Below are 17333 nucleotides of genomic sequence, written 5' to 3' on the forward strand. Positions count from 1 at the left end.
CTTAGGAGCGAATCGCCCGAACGATTCGCTCTATGGCCTCGGCGAGTACCGCCTCGCTCGTCGCGAAGTTGAGGCGAGCGAAGCCCTCGTAGCTCGGCCCGAAAGTCGGGCCGTCGTTGAGGGCGACCTTGGCGCGCTCCAGAAGAAACGCGCCGGCCGTCGTCGGCAAGTTCAAGGCGCGCAAGTCCAGCCACGCGAGGTACGTCGCCTGGGGCGCGAGAAAGCGCGCTTCGGGCAAGCGGGCGCGCACGAGGTCGGCGAGGAAGTCGCGTCGGGCGCGCAAGACGTTCAGCACGTCCCGCAGCCAAGGCTCCCCTTCGGTGATCGCCGCGTGCCACATCGTCTGCGCGAGGGCGCTCGGATGTCCGGTGCCCGCCGCGACCTTCTTCATGCGCGCGATCAGCGCGGCGTTCGACGAGACGGCCGCTCCGATGCCGAGGCCCGCCGTGTTGAAGGCCTTGCACGGTCCCGTGAGCGTCACCGTCCTCGCCGCCACCTCGGCGGCGAGACTCGCGAACGCGACGAAGCCGCCGTCGAGCGTGAGGTCGGCGTGAAGTTCGTCGGACACCACCCACAGGCGGTGCCGCAGGGCGAACTCGGCGACCCGCTCCAGTTCCTCGCGCGTCCACGTGCGGCCCGTGGGGTTGTGAGGATTGCACAGCATCAAGAGGCGCGTCGCGGGCGTCACGCTCGCTTGCATCGCGTCGAAGTCGATCTCGTAGCGATTCGCTCCCTCGACGAGCGGGACGAGGATCGGCGCGCGGTCGGTGTCTCGAATCGCCGACATGAACGGCGGGTAGATCGGAACGTGCGACATCACCTCCTCGCCCGGGGAGGCAAACGTCCGCACCGACGCGTAGAGGCCCGACACGACGCCCGGCAGCAGCATCAACCCTTCGCGGGCCACGCCGTGACGCGCCGTCAACGCGTCCACGAGGGTCTTCTCACCCTCGAACGGCGAGTAGCCCAGCCCGAGGTCGAGGCGTCGCCGCAGGGCCTCCACGATCGGCGGTGCCACCGGGAAGTCCATGTCCGCCACCCAAAGCGGAAGCACGTCCTCGGCGAACATCGACCACTTGGCGGACGCGGGATGCCGAACGACCGATTCTTCGACGTCGAAGGAGAAAGGCATGCGACAGGATACACAGGAACGCGCGACCCGGAGGGGAGGAGGGTTGCTCCTCCCTCGTGGGTCGCGGTCACTCGTTCCACGCGGGTGTGCGCTTCACGGAGAGCTTGTTCGTCGTCGGTCTTCTCGGCGCGGCGGCTTCAGGTGCGGAAGATGACTTGTTCGCGGCGGAAGCTGCGAAGCGCGAACAGCGTGAAGATCAGCGTGAACGCGAGGTTCGAGGCGATGGCGGACACGGCGTGGGAGGCTTCCAAGGTGCCGCGCACGATGTCGAGGATCGCGAGCGCGCCGCCGAAGATCGGAATGGCGTACAAGGCCGCGCTCTTGGTGAGAAAGTCCGAGAACTGCAAGGCGATCAGCGGAACGATGAGCAGCAGCATCACGGGCGTGAGGTAGGTCTGCGCTTCGCGGAACGAACGAGCGAAGACGGAGATGGCGATCAAGAGGGCCGAGAGCAGCAGCGCGCTCGTGAGGGCGATGGCGAGCAGCGTCAGGAACCCTCCGACGGACACGCTGAGCGTTCCGCCGAAGCTCGCCGTGAGCGCTCCTTCGAGTTGACTCGGGGGAATGACGAGCCGACCGACGGGTCCCGCGAGCAAAAAGCCCAGCGTGCCGAAGATCGCGGTGACGACCGCGAAGACCGTCGTGGCGAGCAATTTGCCGACGACGACTTCGAGGCGTCTCACGGGTGACACGAGCAGCACTTCGAGCGTGCCTCGCTCTTTCTCGCCCGCCGTGGAGTCGATCGCGGGCGGCATCGCGCCCGACATGATGAACTGCAGCAAAAAGAACGGAATGATGAACGCGAGGGCGCCGCCGCTCTTCTCGGACGGATTGCTGGCGTCCACGTCCGTCGTCGAGACGGGCGCGAGGAACGAGGCGTTCAAGCCGCGCGCCGCGAGGCCGCGCGCGACGAGCGAGTCGTTGAAGGCGCGCACCGCCTCGCGAATCTTGTTGGCGGCCCCGGCTTGCACGCGCTGGTTGTTCGCGTTGCTGTATACCTTGACCTTGCGAGGCGCGCTTCCGGCGGTGACGGGGAGGTTCGCGGGAACTTCGAGCGCCGCCTCGACGTCCCCGTCGCGAACGGCGCGCAGGGGGTCGGTGACGGGCACGAGCGTCACGCCCGCTTGCGTCACCGCGCCGCCCGGCGCTTTCACGTCGCGCGTCAGCAAGGTTCGCAGTTCGCTCGGCAAGGTGCCGACCACGCCGACTTTCTGCCGCGCCTCCTGCTGACCCGTGAGACTTCGGCCGATGAGGAGCGGAAAGCCGATTGTGAAAAGCGGAATCATGATGAGCGGCAGCAGGATGACGCTGGTGAGGGTGCGGCGGTCGCGCCACGTCGACAGCAGCTCCTTCGAGGCCACTTTCCAGACGAACGCGAGTCTCACGCCTTCACCGTTCCCGAAAGGGCGCTCGAGGCTCGTTCGTGCAGCAGCGCGAAGAACGCGCGCTCCAAGCTGCGTTCACCCGTTCGGGCGAGCACGCCTTGCACGGCGTCCACCACGAGCAACTCGCCATGATCGATGATCGCCACGCGGTCGCACACCTCCTCGACTTCCGCCATGACGTGCGTCGAGTACAGCACGAGCTTGCCCGGAGCGCGGTAAGCCGCCACGAAGTCGAGCAGGGCTCGCCGAGCGAGCACGTCCAAGCCCGACGCCGCCTCGTCGAGGATCAGCACGGCGGGATCGTGAATGACGGCTCGGGCGATCACGATCTTTTGCTTCATGCCGGTGCTGAACTCGCCCGTGCGTCGATCGAGCGTTTCGCGAAGGCCGAGCACCTCGTCGAGTTCGTCGATGCGGCGGTCCGTTTGGGCGTCGGTCATGCCGTAGAAGCCCGCGAAGTACCTCAAGATCTCGCGGCCCGTGAGGCGGTCGTACAAGCCCATCCCGCCGTTCACGACGCCGATCGAGCGCCGTACGCCTTCCGGGTCTTTGCGAATGTCACGTCCCGCGATGGTCGCGGTGCCGTCCGAGGCGTCGAGCAGGGTCGCGAGGATTCGGAGCAGCGTCGTCTTCCCCGCCCCGTTGGGACCGAGCAGGCCGAAGATCTCGCCTTCGGACGCGGCGAAGGAGATGTTTCGAAGCGCCTGGAAGCTTCCGTAGCGCTTCGAAAGGTTCGTGATGGTAAGCATGTTCGTTCTTCCTCCTACGAAGTTCTACACCGGATGGAAGGACGGGACGCGCGACGAACGGCGTAGACTTCGGTGTATACGAGCGCAACGCATGCGGCGTTGCAAGTCGAGAGGTGGACGTTCTGGCCGAACGTCCACCTCTCGGGCCAAGGTTCACATCGAGTGGGAAAACTCGGGCAGCAGTTCGTTCGCGTGAGGCTCGTCCGTCACCAGATCGCGAAGCGGTGAGCGCGGCGTGGCGTCGACGGTCGGCATGGCGCTGGTTCGTAGGGCGGCGAGGTCGGCGGCGTCGTCGAGGTCGGCCTCGTGTTGACGGGCGAGCTCCGCGAATCCCGCCAGCAGAGAGCGGTACTGCGCGAGGAACTGCGCGCGTTCGGCCTTGAGGCGTGCGAGCGAGTTCTCCAGGGTCGTGCGGCGAACCATCGCCTCGTGTTCGACGGCGGCGGCGCGCGCCGAGTACGTCTGCTCCAGCATGGCGAAGCGGGCCGCGTAGCTGCTTTCGAGCTCGGAGAAGCGCGTGTTGTACTGGTTTTCGAGTTCGGTGGACCGCGCGTGGAACCCGCTTTCGAGTTCGGAGGCGCGGGCGCGCGAGGCGCTTTCGAGTTCCACGATGCGCGCGCCATGTTGCGCTTCGAGTTCCGCCGAGCGCACGCGCACCTCGCCGAGGACTCGGTCGCGTTCGGCTTCCGCTTCGCGCAGCAGCAATTCCGTTTCCCGTTGGGCGGACGAGCGCATCTCGGCCGAGATGCGCTCGGCGGACACGAGGGTGCGCTTGAGCTCCTCCTCGCCCGTTCGGTACGCTTCGACGCGCCGCTCGAGGTCCAGCACGCGCTCTTGCTGCGCGAGGTTCTCGCGCAGCAAGTCCTCCATCTGCGAGGCGACGTCGGCGAGGAAGGCTCGCACGGCTTTGCGGTTGTAGCCCGTGATGGCCGTGGCGAACTCTTGGTGTCGGATGTCGAGCGGCGTCAGTTTCATGATGTCATCCTTGATGTGAGCGGGGAAACGGCGAAGCTCACGAGAAGAGAGCGCGGCCGACGCGCACGAGCGTCGCGCCGTGCCGAATCGCGAGGGGGAAATCGTCGCTCATGCCCATGCTGAGCTCGCTCAAGCCGAGGTCGCCCGCGAGGCGCTCGGCGTCGGCGAACGTGCGGTCGGCGCCTTCCGGGTCTCCTTCCGGAGCCATGATCATCACACCGCGCACTCGCAAGCCCATGAGAGACACCTGATGGTACAACGAAGACGCCTCGGAAAGCTGAACGCCGTGCTTTTGAGGCTCACCGTTGTGTAGTTGAAGCAGGACGTCGGGCGCGCTTCCCCAAGACTCGGCGAGGCGCGCGAGTTCGGCGGCGTGATCGGCGCGCGTCAACGTGTGGATGAGGGTGACGCCGCGCAGGTACTTCAGCTTGTTCGTCTGCAACGTGCCGATGAAGTGCCACTCGACGTTCGGCAACTCGACCCGCTTGTCTCTGAGCTCTTGCCCGCGGTTCTCGGCGAGGGCGAACTCACCGTGGGCGAGGACGTGCGCGCGAATCTCGTCGGGCGTGCGACCTTTCGTCACGGCGACGAGACGCACGCTTTCGGAGGGACGCTCGGCGACAAGCTCGGCTTCTCGAATGCGGCTCAGAACTTCAGGAAGGCTCACGGAACCTTCACCTGGAGAGCGGCGGGAACGTTGCGTCGTGTCACGTCACGTATTCTGACGAACGTCGGCGTCGCTAACAAGCCGAACGTTGATTCGACGTCAAGGACCGTTCACGCTTCTCAGAGCTTTATTCAACATCGTTACAAGCTAGGAGACTCATGCGGAATTTCATTACAATCGGCTTGACCGCCGCGCTCGTGAGCGCGCCCCTCGCCCAAGCTCAGCAAGCGACACTCGACGACATCGTCGTCGTCGGTGCGAACGACCTGCTCGCCAACTTTCTGCGCGTGTCGCTGAGCGTTCAGCCCGGCGTACCGTTGTCGAGCGTGAACTTGCGGGCCGTGGAACTCGAAACCGTCAACTCCGGGTTCTTCCGTTCGGCGACCGCAGAACTTCGCACGGAGAACGGACGGCAGGTCCTGAGAATCACGGTGGTGCCGAACGCCTCCATCTCGAGCGTCTCGATCACCGGCGCGAGCTTCATTCCCATCGAGCAGATCACCGCCTTTTTGGAGCAGCGACTCAACATCGCCTCGGGCGCGACCCTCAACACGGCCCGCATCGAGGAAAGCAAAGACCTGCTGCGTCAAGCGTACCGAGACAACGGCTTTCCGTTCTCGCCGGGAGTGTCCGCCGAAGTTCGACCGAGCGACGCGGGCGTCACCGTCAACTACATCATCGACGAGAAAGCCCCCGTTTCACGCGTCGAAGTGACGGGCAACACCCAGTTGCCGAACGACGTCGTGCAGGAAGCCTTCCGTCCCCTCGTGCAAGGCGGAACCTTCAATCCGCAGGCGTATCAGCAAGGCCTCTTGGCCGTCGCCCGCGCTTACTCCGACCGAGGCTTCGCGGGCAGTGGGCCCGACGCTTCGCAAGTCACCCTCGAAAACGGCGTGCTGAAGATCGCGCTACGCGAAGTGCAAGTCGCGAGCGTCGACACGAGCGCGCTCGGAAACGTCGCGGGCGTCACCCTTACGACGCGCCAAGGCGGCTTGCTCAACCAAAACGTCCTCGCCGCCGACATTCGCAGCTTGTCCAACGCCGTCGGCAAACCCGTGACGATCCAAGTGCGCGGCGACGCGCAAAATCCCTTCCTCGCCAACGTCGCGTTCGTCGTGAGCGATCAGCAAAGCGGCCCCGTGCGCGAAATTCGCATCGCGGGCGCGACGGCCGTGCCCGTCGACGACATCGCGCGCGTGCTGTCCGTGCGCGTTGGCGACACGTTCAATCAAGAAATCGCGCAGCTCGACTACCGCAACATCCAGCGGTTGTACAACTCGCGCGGCTTCGAAATTAGCACCCGCGACCCCATCTCGTATCAAGACGGCGTCTTGACGTTCGCGATTCGCGAAGTGCGCATCGGCGGGTACGAGTTGAGCTTTCAAGGCACCCGCAACACCCAAGACCGCGTGATCTTGCGCGAACTGCCCGACGTCGGCACGGTGTTCAACGCGAACGATTTCCGGCGTGGCATCGAGCGTCTCATTCGCACGGGCCTCGTGAAGCCGCCGCAAGTCACGAGCCGCGTCGACCCCCTCAACCCCGAGAACCTCATCTTCACGCTGGCGTTGCAAGAGCAGCAGACCGGCGTGTTCACCCCCTCGTTGTCGTACGACACCATCAACGGCTTCTCGGGCGAGCTCGCGCTGTCGGGCAACAACTTGTTCGGCCTCGGCTACGGATACGCGGTCGGCGTCAGCGCCGCGCCGAATCCCGTCGGTGAAGTGCTGTCGGCGAACGCGCAGTTCACCATTCCGTGGTTGGACTTCGACTTCCTCGACTTCCGCCGCAACCGCACCTCCCTCACGGTGAATCTCGCCACGACCGTCACGGCGAACAATCCGATCAACGACCCCAGCAAACCTGCCGCGCAGCAACGCACGGGGCGCGAGTACACGCAACGCGCGACGGGCGGAGGCATCTCGATCGGGCGCAGCATCACGCCGGAGCTCGCCGTGGGCTTCAACGTCTCGACGCAGTACACCACCAACCGCCTCGAGCCGCTCGCGACGGGCGAAACGAGCGACTACACCAACGAGCAGGCGAGCGCCCTCGTGCCCGAGCCGGGCCTCACGACCTTCTTCGGCGTGAGCGCCAACTACGACAACGCCAACTCACCCGAGTTTCCCACGTCGGGCGTGCGGGCCAACAGCAGCGCCGGGTACGGCTTCGGCTCGCAAGGCACCACGGGCCTGAGCTTCACGCAACTTACGGGCGGCGCCCGCACCTACTTCGGGCTCGGCAACACCCTTCCGGACGGCACCCAGCAGCAAGCGGTCGCGCTGCGCGTCAACGGCGGCACCATCATCGGGTCCTCTCCGGCGTCGCAGCAATTCATCCTCGGTGGCTCGAACACCAACGAGGCGCTCACGCTGCGCGGTTACGACGCGGGCACCTTCGCCGGCAAGAACTTCATCTCGGCAAGCGCCGAGTACCGCTACAACTTCAACCTCAACGCGGGCTTCGCGCAAGGCTTGTACGGCGTCGTGTTCGCCGACGTCGGCGACGCCTGGAACAACGCCTCGGATTTCGGCTTGAACGTCGGGTACGGCGTCGGCGTGCAGCTCAACCTCGGCATCGGCTCGACCTTGCTGCCCGCGCTGCGCTTCGACTACGGCTTCAGCCCCGCCAATCCGCGCGGCAAGTTCAGCTTCCGCCTCGGCAACTTCTTCTAAGCGAAACGAATGGAGGAGGCGCGACGTCGCGCCTCCTCCGTTCGTTTCGTCGAAGTGTCTCAGGTCACGGCACCACCAGCGGGTAGAGGTCGACGTCCGCGCCGGGGCGCACGTCGCCGCGCGCTGCGATCGCCACCTTGACGCCGATTCGCCCGCCGAGGTTCGACAAGAACTCGAACGTTTCCGTGTCGCTCAGACCGCCGCCGCGAATGTTCTCGAAGGGAACGCCGCTGCGCTCCAGCGTCACGACCGCGTCCGTGACGGCGTCGAGAAGTTGCTGGCGCGCACGGGCGTAACCGACGCTCATGTCGATGGTCGTCGTGACGATCGGCGCGGCGCGGCGGTACAGCAAACGGTTGGGGTACGCTTCGACCGCGAGTTCCACGGGGTAGCCGGGAACGACGTTCGTCGCCGCGCGAAACACGACGAGCGCGGACGTGTTGAGACCGCGCAATCTCGCTTGCAACTGCGACTGCACGTCTCTGGGCAAGAAGGCGGGCGGCGCGCCTCGCGCGCCTCGTGAGGACGCCTTGGCTTGCGCGGACGCGACCGCCTCGGGCAAGTTCAGGACCGACGCCACGACGTAAGCGTCGACGAGGTCGTTTTTCGAGTAAGCGAGGTCACCCCGCGCACGGTCCGACAGTTCCGTCTGCGCGCGGCGCACGTCGTCCTGCAATCGCTGCTGCTGCACCTGCGCGCTTTGCAAATCGAGGCGCAACGACTCGTTGTCGCTCAGAAGGCGATTACGAACTTGCTGCTGAGCGCGCGCTTCTTGCAAGGCGGCGTCACGCTCGGCGCGCAGGCGGTCGCGCTCGCGCGTCAAGCGCTGGCCTTCGACGAGGAGCGTTTGCGTCTGCTCGCCGAGGATCGCCGCGCGCTTGGCCGCCTCGGACGCCGCCTTGGCCACGTTCTCGGCGTCGAGTCGAGCTGCCTGAGCTTGCGAGGTGATGGTTCGGACTTGCTGGCGCGCGTCCGACGCTTGTTGACGCGCGAGCGCGGCTTGGCGCTGCGCCTCGGTCGATTGCTGCCGCGCGAGCGTGGCTTGACGGCGTGCGTCCTCGGCTTGACGATTGGCGACGGCCACCTGCTCGCGCGCCGCGCGAACGCGCGCCTCGGCCCCTCGCAACTGCGCGCGCGCCGACTTCAATTGCGCTTGAGCCAAGCGGGCCTGCTCACGCACGACACTCACCTCGACCCGCACCGACTCGACTTCGTCCTTCGCCGTCGCGGCGTCGGCTTGGGCGAGCTCGGCGGTCGCGCTCGCCTCGGACGCGCGAGCCTGCTCGCGCGTCGCGAGAGCCCGAGCGTCCGAGGCTTGCCGCTGCGCCTTGGAAACGCGCGCCGACGCCTGCTCGGCGGCCAATTCCAAACTGGCGCGCGCCTCTTCGAGACGAGCGAGGTCCGCCTTGGCCGTTTCGAGGTCTCCCGTGGCGTGCTGAAGGCGTTCGTTCGCGCTTCGCAAGCTCTTGGCGCTTCTTGCCGCTTGCGCTTCGAGTTCGGCGCGGCGTTTCGTGAGCGTGTCCACGCTCAAGCGCAAGCTGGCCGCCTGCGCGGCGACGCGGTCGCGTTCGGCGACCGCCGCGAGCCGTTGGCGTTCGAGTTCGCGTGATTGCCGCTCGGCTTCGTCACGTTCGCCGCGCACGACCGTCAAGGCTCGGCGCGTCTCGTCGACGGTGCGCCGCAGCGGATCGAGTTCGCCGCGCAGCACCTTCAACTCGGCGCGCAAGCGGTCGGCCTGCTCGATGTTGCGAAGGGCCTGTCGATTGAGCAGGCCGAACGCGAGGACCGACGCGAACGAAATGCCCATGCCGCTCACGACTGCCACGATCAAGGCGCTCGTCTTCGGCCGAAGTCCGAACAGCCGAACGTGCTTGCGACCGACTTTTCGGGCGATGTTGTCGGCGGCGTAAGCGACGAATCCCGACAAGACGACGACGAAGCCGAGGAACAGCAGGAACACGGCCGCGCCCCGCTTTAAAGTTCGAAGTCGTCGCCGAGGTAGCGCGCCCTCACGTCCGCGTTGCGTCCGAAGCTGTCCGGGGTGCCGCTGAAGGTCACCTCGCCGTCGTACATGAGGTACACGCGGTCGGTCAGCGCCATCGTCTCGCGGACGTTGTGGTCCGTGATGAACACGCCGAGACCGCGACGCTCGCGCAGATCGCGGATGAGCCGCTGAATTTCACGCACGCTCTTCGGATCGACGCCGGTGAAAGGCTCGTCGAGCAAGATGAAGTCGGGGTCGGTCGTGAGCGCCCGCGCGATTTCCAGGCGGCGACGCTCGCCGCCCGACAGCGACAAGGCGAGGTTGTTCGCCACTCGCGTCAAGCCGAACTCGTCGAGGAGTTCGTCCGCGCGGCGCTCCTGCTCGGCCTTCGCGAGCTTTTGGTACTCCAAGATCGCCAGGAGGTTGTCGCGCGCGGTCATGCGCCGAAAGGCGCTCGGCTCTTGCGGAAGGTAGCCCAACCCGAGGCGGGCGCGGCGATGCATGGGCAGTTTCGTGACGTCCTGACCGCCCAGCGTGATGCGGCCCGCGTTGGGCCGCACGAAGCCCACCATCATGTAAAACGTCGTGGTCTTGCCCGCGCCGTTGGGACCGAACAAAGCCACGATCTCCCCGCGCGAAATCTCGAGATCCACGCCTTTCACGACGGAACGCCGACCGTAGGTCTTGAACAAGCCTTGCGCGCTCAGCGTCGGTGTTTGAACGAAGGTGCGGGTAACCGTTTCGGTGGCCGTCATGACTGCGGCGAGTCTAGCACGAGCGTTCATGAGGCGCCTGCAAGGCCACGGGAAGCTACACTGACGCCATGAAGACCATCGTCGTCGTCCTCGACTCCGTCGGGGTGGGCGAACTGCCCGATGCCGCGCGTTTCACCGACGCGGGCGCGCACACCATCAACCACATCGTCGAGCGCACGAACCTTCAGCTGCCCGCCCTCGCGCGCTTGGGTCTCGGGCGCGTTCCCAGCGTGCACCTCACCGCGAGCGACGAGCAAACCGAGGTGATCGGGGCGTGGGGTCGCCTGCGCGAGGTGTCGCCCGGCAAGGACACGTCGACCGGGCACTGGGAGTTCATGGGCGTGCAGCTTCGACATCCCTTCCAAACGTTCCACGACGGCTTTCCAAAGGAAGTGATGGACCGCTTCACGGCCGCGACCGGTCGCGGCTACCTGTGCAACAAGCCGTACAGCGGCACCGACGTGATTTGTGACTTCGGAGAAGCGCACCTGGAGACGGGCGATCCTATCGTGTACACGTCCGCCGACTCGGTCTTCCAGATCGCGGCGCACCTCGACGTCGTCCCGATCGAGCAGCTTTACCAATGGTGCGCGGCGGCGCGTGAAATTCTGCAAGGCGAGTTCGCCGTCGCGCGCGTCATCGCGCGGCCCTTTCGCGGTTCGCATCCGTTCGAGCGCGCCAACGAACTTCGCAAGGACTTCAGCCTCACCCCGCCGCGCACCGTCTTGAACGCCCTCGCCGACGCGGGGCGTGACGTGATCGGCGTTGGCAAGATCGGCGACATCTACGATCACAGCGGCCTCACCGTGGAGGTGCACACGGGCTCGAACGCCGAGGGCATCCGCGAAACGTTGCGTCTCATGCGTGAGCCGTTCGACGGCTTGCTGATGACGAACCTCGTGGACTTCGACGCGAAGTACGGCCATCGACGCGACGTGGAGGGGTACGCGGCGTGCCTCAACGAATTCGACGCCGCCCTGCCCGACCTCATGAGCGCCTTGGAGCGTGACGACGTGCTGATCTTGGTGTCCGACCACGGCAACGACCCGACGTGGAGAGGCACGGACCACACGCGCGAGTACGGTTTGCTGCTCGCGTACGCGCCGAATCTCACGCCGCGCTTCCTCGGGGAGCGGGCGACGTTCGCGGATCTCGGTGCGACGATCGCTCAGCGGCACGGAGTTGCTTGGACGGGACCCGGCGAGAGCTTCGCGGAGGCCTTGCGGTGAACGCGCCGATCGTCGTCACGGACGCGGAGGTCCTGGCGTTTCTCCGGCGCCACTTGGAGGCGATCTTCGCGAGCGATTGGGAAACGTACGAAGCGACGACCGCGCCGGACTTGAGCTTGTACGAGCACTTCGTGACGCCGCACCGTCAACTTGGCCTCGACTTCCACCGATTCATGATCGAAAACAGTTGGGCGACGACGAACGGACGCGCGCATCACGTGTCGATCTTGGAGCCGCACGTGCAAGTGCTGGCGAGCGGAAGCGTCGTCGTCGTGACGTACACGCTCGTCTTGAGCGTCGCGGGCGAGGCGGGCATCGTCCACAAGAGTACGAACGAAACGCGCGTGCTCGAGCGAAGGGAGGGCGAATGGCGAGTCGTGCACGTCCACAAGAGCCCCGCGAATTGACGCGCGACGTGCGCCCCGAGACGTTCACCCTCGTCCTCACCCTCGGCGGTCGTCCCGCCGGGGAGATGGCGTGGCACGTGGCCCTCGACCGCGGTCTGCTCGTCGCGCGCGTCACGACGGACTTCGGGGGGGTCCTGCCGGATTTACGGCGCGTGCAGACGTCGAAGATGCATCCTCAGCGACTCGTCTCCCTCGGTTACGCGGAGGGAGACGGAAAGCGCGCGACCTTCGAGTCCCTGCCGGACGACAAGACGGCGCTGCTCACTGTGCGACAAGGACGCGACGAGGCGAGCGCGCCGCTCGTGACCGACCTGCACGACCCCATCTCGTTGCTGTGGTGGCTGCGGTCCTTGCAAGACGAGGACCGAGCGGAAGTCCGAATGGTCGGCGGCCGCGCCATCGTGCGGCGCCTCGCGAACGACACGGTGAACGGCGTCGCCGCCGTCGTCTACGAGATTCGCCCGGGCGGGGCCCTCGTTCACGTCGAGGACGCGCCGGAACGCCGTCTGCTCAGGCTCGTGCAGCCCACCGATTTCGGTCCGATCGACGCCACGTTGCGAGAAGACCGACCTCGCCGAACGCCCGAGCCGCGCCAGGAAAAGCGCGGCGAGCCCAGCCGCAGGCGACGGCGCTGACTCAAGGAGGCGGTCGGAGGCGACGGGAGAAATCGGGCCACGCTCAAGTCGAGGTGAACGCGGCCCGAAAGGCTAGTTTTCGGCCAGGCCTATCCCTATATGGTGCGTTTCGAGTTCGTGTTCGGCTACCGAGAAGAATCTCGAGCGCCCTTCAAGGGACGTGACGAGCAAGTCGCGCTTCATAGCGTTCGGTGCTACGCGGGAGCAGTCGGTCCGTTAATGCTTTCCTACGCCCAGAAAGTCGCCGACGTCCGTGTTCCTTCGGGCGGTTTGAGTGCCAGGCCGCCTTAGAGGCCTTCGCCCGGCTCGGCGTGACTGCCGGGCAAGAAGGGCCGCGTTTGAACCACCGTCTCGGCCAACCGGGAATGTCCTTCGTGCGGGTGCGGTTCGCCTTCATGTGAAGCGCGAGGGGGCGTCGCCCTTCGGCGTCACTCCCGCGTCAGTACGTACACGTCCACGCCGGAGGTTTCTCGCAGGACCGTGTGGATGACGGAGCCTCGCAAAAGCTCTTGAAAACGCGAGCGGCTCGATTCGCCCAGCACGACTTGCGTGACGTGATGTTCGCGCACGAACTGCACGAGGGTCCGGCCGACGCCCCCTCGGTTCTTGAGGGTGTGGAAGGTGCCGCCGAGATCCTCGGTCGACGCCTTGAAAGCCTCCAGAAGTTTGCTTTCGTCGCGGCCGAGCTTGCCCGTTTCGACGTACACGATGTGAAGGTCGCCGTTGAAGCGTGAGGCGATGCGACCGCCTCGGCGGATGAGGCGGCCCGACTCGGGTTCGGCGCTGATCGCGACGAGAATGCGCTCGCGCACGAGTTGAGCCTGGTCGGCATCCTCGCCTTGCACGGCGTCGGCCACTTGCCGCAACGCGAGTTCACGAAGCGCCGTGAGGTTCTCGTCGGTGAAGAAGTTCTTGAGCGCCTGGTCGACCTTGTCGGGCGAGTAGATCTTCCCGGCGCGGATGCGTTCGCGCAGCAGTTGCGGCGTGACATCCACGAGGATGACCTCGTCGGCGTCCGCCACGATTTGATCGGGCAATCTCTCCTTGACCCGTACGCCCGTGATCTTGGCGACGAGGTCGTTGAGGCTCTCGAGGTGTTGGATGTTGACGGTGGAAATGACGTCGATACCCGCGTCGAGAAGTTCGCGTACGTCCTCGTAGCGGCGGGCGTTGCGACTGTCGGGCGCGTTGGCGTGCGCGAGGTCGTCGACCATGACGACGTCGGGATGCAGCTTCAGCAGACCGTCGAGATCGAGTTCGGTGAGTCGGGTTCCCTTGTACTCGAGTTCGCGCCGGGGAAAGACTGGCAGCCCGCGCGCCGCCTCTTGCGTTTCGGCGCGTCCGTGCGTTTCCAAGATGCCCACGACGGCGTTCTTGCCGAGCGAGAAGAGCTCTCGGATTTCGCCGAGGGCGCGGTAGGTCTTGCCGACTCCGGCGGCCATCCCGACGAAGATTTTGTGATGGCCGCGGCGCGCGGGCTCGGCGGCGGGCGCGTTCTCGGTCGGGGAGCGCGCTTCCAGAGAATCTGGCATGACGGACATTGTAGCGCTTGCACCGACGAATGAGGAGCGTCACACGAAACGAGCTTGAAAAGTCGTGAGGAGATGCGACAAACTTAGACGTATCTCATGGAGTCGGGCACTGCCCGCGCTACCATGAAAAGGCGTTAGGAAAGCGCCGCGCCTGCACTTTCGCGTTCGCAGCGTGGCCGCGGACCTCAAGGAGTGGTGTGATCAAGGAACTTATCCTCAGTGGCACGGAATGCCAAGATCACCTCAAGAAGTGCGCCCGCGCTCTCGTCGCCTGCGACGGCACCGTCATCTACAAGGACAGCGTGCCTCGGTACTGGCTCGTCGACGAGGAAAGCGGCTCGATGCGCCTCTTGACGTGGAACGAAATGCAAATCAACTACCCGGAGTTGCTCGACAGCTGACGGACTGCCAAGGGCGGAACGACCATGAAGTCGTTCCGCCCTTTCTTCACGTCTCCAGCCACGCGGCAACCTCGTCACGCCAACTCGTCATGCCCTTGTACGCGAGGTGCTCGGCGGTCATGGAGCGCAAGGCGGCGGCGAGTCGAGCGCGACGATCGGCGTCGGCGGCGACTTCGCGCAGCGCATACAGGTAAGGGCGAATCGTGAAGAAGGCGCCTCGCTCGTCCGGAAAAGGCGTGAGCGTCTGGCGCTCGACGCGCACGAAGGTCGACTCGGGATCGAATGGGCGCTCGGAGCGGTCTTCGTGGTCGCGAGTCGCCGGGTGGTGCTCCAAGCGGTCTGACGTCGCGAGACCCCACGCGAAGCGCGCGAACGGCCCCTTGTGCGTCAAGGCGTGCACGAGGCGCGGCGCCGTCGCGATGAGGGCCGCGCTTCCACCCACGGGCGCGTGAACGGGACCGAACGAACGGCCGATCTTCTCGCGCGGATCCCAATGCTGCGGCGCGCAAACATGAAGGGCCGCCAGCCAGTCCTCTCCGGTGTCGTTCGAGCGCGCGACGATGCTGAAATCCTCGGAAACGTTCAAGGCGAGGAAGTCGAGCGCGTCGAGCGGTTCGACGTTCGCCACCGACGCCGAGAAGCGGGCGGGAAAGCGGGTGAGGGCGCCGATGCTGCCCTCGTCGAGGTTCAGCGTCGCCGACCAACCGAGGAGATCGTTGCGAAGCGTCTCGCCGTTCCAGGAAACGAACTCGCGCGCGTCCTCGGCGAGGCGAGGCAGCATCGCCGCGAGCACCGCTCGCCGCAACATCGGCGACAACGCCGCCTGCTGGTAGAAGAAGTGCAGCTTGGGCCGCGCCTCGATCTTGGCGGTCAGGAAGCGCTCGTACGTCGCGTCGAACGCGAACACGTGCGACTCGATGCGTCCGTGCACGCGTTGCTCGCCGAGACGCGTCAAACCCGCCGAGACGTCGTAACGGCCTGTCTCGAACGGATAGTAGCGAAGAGGCTCGCGGTCGAGAAGTGTGTCGGCGCGCGTCATGACGTCAGTTTAGGTCCGCAGCGTGTTTTGAATCACGCCGAAGTAGATGAGGGCGAGGATCACGAGGCCCGCGAGCACGCGGTAAATCGCGAAGCCCTTGAAGTCGTTCGTGGCGACGAAGCGCAGCAGCCAACCGATCACGAGGTACGCCGTCACGAACGAGACCGCCGATCCGATCAAGACGTTCGCGAGACCCGCCTGACCGAGTTTGTGGGCGTTTTTCAACAAGTCGTAGAGGGTGGCGCCTCCCAGGGTGGGGATGGAGAGGTAGAAGCTGAACTTCGTGGCGGTGGGTCGGTCGAGCCCCAAGAACATGCCGCCCAGAATCGAGCTCGCCGAGCGCGAGAAACCCGGCCAGAGAATCGCGAGACACTGGATGAGGCCGATCCAAAAGCCCTGCACGGGGTTCACGCCCTCCAACCGCGTCGTCGTGGCGGTGCGCGGCCGCAGTTCGATGAGGTACATCAAAACGCCGCCGACGATCAGGGCGGTGGCGACGACATCGGGCCGAAAGAGCGTTTCCTTGATGCGGTCTCCGAAGGCGAAGCCGATCACGACGGCGGGCACGGACGCCGCGATCACCGTCAGCCAAAGGCGCTGAACGTTCTTGTCGCTGCGAATCGAGCGGGCTTGGCCGAGCAGGTCGCGCAAGTAGTAGACGAGGACGGCGAGGATCGCGCCGCCTTGAATGACGACCTCGAAGGTTCCTTGCGTTCCGGCGGGCTCTTGAAAGCGCAACAAGTCCGACGCGACGATGAGGTGACCCGTGGACGAGATCGGGAGGAACTCGGTGACGCCTTCGACGATCCCGAGGATGATGGCTTGAATCCAATCCGGCATGGGGATCAGACTACCGGAAAAGATAAAAGTGAGGCGAAATACGGATTGTTCCACGCGTGCGCTAAGCTCGTGACATGAACGTCAAGGACAGCTTCAGCCCGCAAGAGTGGTTTCGCGTCATGAACGGCCCGGGTCGCGCGGGGCTCGCCGTGATCGCGGCGAGTCCCAGCGGCCTCACCGGCCTGCTCGCCGAGACGGGGGCCATCTCCGACGTCATTCAGGAGATGATCGCGTCGCATCCGACGACGCCGTTGCTCGCCGCGATGGCCGAGGCGTATCAGCACACGACGAGTGACGAGCTGAAGCAGCTTCAGGCGACCGAGACGGCCGAGCGTGCGCGCAACCTCGACGAGACGAAAACCCAAGCCTTCGAAGGGGTGCGTCAAGCGTTGTGGGCCGTGTCGACGAAGGCGACGCCCGAGGACGTCCAAGCGTACAAGACCCTGCTTCTTCGCGTCGCCGAGCGCGTCGCGGGCGCGGCGAAGGAAGGCGGCTTTCTGGGCTTGGGCGGCGTGCAGGTGAGCGACGCGGAAAAGGCCGCCATTCAAGAGCTTCGAACTCTCGTGGAGCCTTCGACCACGCCGTGACGACCGCGCGACGCGTTCTTTGAAGCGCCGAGCCTCGAAGGTCACGACCGGCGGGGCGTGATCTTCTAGGCTCGTAGAGGTGTTGCCTAGGAGAAGTGTCACGGACGTCGTTGAAGACTTGGCGTCACTCTGACACAATGACGCGTATCGCGCGACGCGTTTCGTTTCGATTCGCGCGGTTTCATCTCGAGCGCCCGAGGGACTTGGCCCGGCGACGGCGCGGCAACCGACCCTCATCGCGGCACGGTGCTTTCCAACTCGCGCGGTCGCCGACGATGGCATGGAGGCGCGCGAGAACGATGGAGCCAGTCGATTCGCGTCCCATGGCGCACGAGCCCGGC

Annotated in this window: 16 protein-coding genes and 1 riboswitch; of the genes, 6 read left to right on the top strand and 10 right to left on the bottom strand. The window is 65.7% G+C overall.

Annotated features, from left to right (window positions below; genetic code table 11):
* Position 1: 1 nt before the first annotated feature.
* The 5 genes from DES52_RS00220 to DES52_RS00240 all read right to left on the bottom strand — a co-directional run bounded on the left by DES52_RS00220 (position 2) and on the right by DES52_RS00240 (position 4908).
* Positions 2-1132 carry a MalY/PatB family protein gene (locus tag DES52_RS00220; protein ID WP_110884764.1) on the bottom strand — a complete coding sequence of 377 codons (1131 nt, stop codon included), beginning with the start codon at positions 1130-1132 and terminating at the stop codon, positions 2-4.
* Between the two features lie 137 nt (positions 1133-1269).
* A complete protein-coding gene (locus DES52_RS00225; RefSeq protein WP_110884765.1) occupies positions 1270-2517 on the bottom strand; it encodes an ABC transporter permease in 1248 nt (415 codons plus the stop codon).
* A complete protein-coding gene (locus DES52_RS00230) occupies positions 2514-3266 on the bottom strand; it encodes an ABC transporter ATP-binding protein (RefSeq protein ID WP_110884766.1) in 753 nt (250 codons plus the stop codon). Before DES52_RS00230 ends, DES52_RS00225 begins: the two co-directional genes overlap by 4 nt.
* 153 nt (positions 3267-3419) lie before the next feature.
* Positions 3420-4241 (bottom strand): DivIVA domain-containing protein, encoded by an 822-nt coding sequence (locus DES52_RS00235; protein WP_110884767.1) that lies wholly within the window; start codon positions 4239-4241, stop codon positions 3420-3422.
* Positions 4242-4278: 37 nt separating this feature from the next.
* On the bottom strand, positions 4279-4908 hold the full coding sequence (locus tag DES52_RS00240; RefSeq protein ID WP_110884768.1) for a YggS family pyridoxal phosphate-dependent enzyme: 630 nt from the start codon (positions 4906-4908) through the stop codon (positions 4279-4281).
* A gap of 158 nt (positions 4909-5066) precedes the next feature.
* Here DES52_RS00240 and DES52_RS00245 point away from each other — a divergent pair, with 158 nt between their 5' ends.
* Positions 5067-7583: a BamA/OMP85 family outer membrane protein gene (locus tag DES52_RS00245; protein ID WP_110884769.1), complete on the top strand. Its 2517-nt coding sequence runs from the start codon at positions 5067-5069 to the stop codon at positions 7581-7583.
* A 64-nt stretch (positions 7584-7647) separates the two neighbouring features.
* On the opposite strand, the gene DES52_RS00250 is transcribed toward DES52_RS00245, so the two are convergent.
* Both DES52_RS00250 and lptB read right to left on the bottom strand, forming a co-directional pair.
* Entirely contained in the window at positions 7648-9543 is a 1896-nt protein-coding gene (locus DES52_RS00250) for a DUF3084 domain-containing protein (protein ID WP_110884770.1), read from the bottom strand.
* A 14-nt stretch (positions 9544-9557) separates the two neighbouring features.
* Positions 9558-10322: an LPS export ABC transporter ATP-binding protein gene (gene lptB, locus DES52_RS00255; protein ID WP_110884771.1), complete on the bottom strand. Its 765-nt coding sequence runs from the start codon at positions 10320-10322 to the stop codon at positions 9558-9560.
* A 68-nt stretch (positions 10323-10390) separates the two neighbouring features.
* Here lptB and DES52_RS00260 point away from each other — a divergent pair, with 68 nt between their 5' ends.
* From DES52_RS00260 to DES52_RS00270, 3 genes are read left to right on the top strand one after another with little or no spacing between them, the layout of a single operon-like run.
* A complete protein-coding gene (locus DES52_RS00260) occupies positions 10391-11551 on the top strand; it encodes a phosphopentomutase (protein ID WP_110884772.1) in 1161 nt (386 codons plus the stop codon).
* Positions 11548-11958 carry a nuclear transport factor 2 family protein gene (locus tag DES52_RS00265; RefSeq protein ID WP_245900527.1) on the top strand — a complete coding sequence of 137 codons (411 nt, stop codon included), beginning with the start codon at positions 11548-11550 and terminating at the stop codon, positions 11956-11958. Before DES52_RS00260 ends, DES52_RS00265 begins: the two co-directional genes overlap by 4 nt.
* Complete coding sequence (locus DES52_RS00270) at positions 11919-12593, top strand: DUF3108 domain-containing protein (protein ID WP_110884773.1); 675 nt, start codon at positions 11919-11921, stop codon at positions 12591-12593. Before DES52_RS00265 ends, DES52_RS00270 begins: the two co-directional genes overlap by 40 nt.
* A gap of 428 nt (positions 12594-13021) precedes the next feature.
* Here the strand turns inward: DES52_RS00270 and DES52_RS00275 are convergent, their stop codons facing one another.
* Complete coding sequence (locus tag DES52_RS00275) at positions 13022-14125, bottom strand: universal stress protein (protein WP_110885149.1); 1104 nt, start codon at positions 14123-14125, stop codon at positions 13022-13024.
* Positions 14126-14322: 197 nt separating this feature from the next.
* On the opposite strand from DES52_RS00275, the gene DES52_RS00280 reads away from it, so the two are divergent.
* Positions 14323-14526 (top strand): hypothetical protein, encoded by a 204-nt coding sequence (locus DES52_RS00280; protein ID WP_245900529.1) that lies wholly within the window; start codon positions 14323-14325, stop codon positions 14524-14526.
* A gap of 46 nt (positions 14527-14572) precedes the next feature.
* Here DES52_RS00280 and DES52_RS00285 read toward each other — a convergent pair whose 3' ends face one another.
* The gene (locus DES52_RS00285) at positions 14573-15565 is read right to left on the bottom strand and encodes a heme-dependent oxidative N-demethylase subunit alpha family protein (RefSeq protein ID WP_110884774.1); all 993 of its coding nucleotides are present in this window, start codon (positions 15563-15565) and stop codon (positions 14573-14575) included.
* Positions 15566-15574: 9 nt separating this feature from the next.
* A complete protein-coding gene (locus DES52_RS00290) occupies positions 15575-16405 on the bottom strand; it encodes an undecaprenyl-diphosphate phosphatase (RefSeq protein WP_110884775.1) in 831 nt (276 codons plus the stop codon).
* A gap of 74 nt (positions 16406-16479) precedes the next feature.
* On the opposite strand from DES52_RS00290, the gene DES52_RS00295 reads away from it, so the two are divergent.
* Positions 16480-16992, top strand: a complete 513-nt coding sequence (locus DES52_RS00295; protein WP_110884776.1) for a hypothetical protein — start codon at positions 16480-16482, stop codon at positions 16990-16992.
* Between the two features lie 178 nt (positions 16993-17170).
* A riboswitch (SAM riboswitch) is annotated at positions 17171-17298 on the top strand.
* Positions 17299-17333 lie beyond the last annotated feature (35 nt).

Source organism: Deinococcus yavapaiensis KR-236, assembly GCF_003217515.1.
Classification (GTDB): domain Bacteria; phylum Deinococcota; class Deinococci; order Deinococcales; family Deinococcaceae; genus Deinococcus_A; species Deinococcus_A yavapaiensis.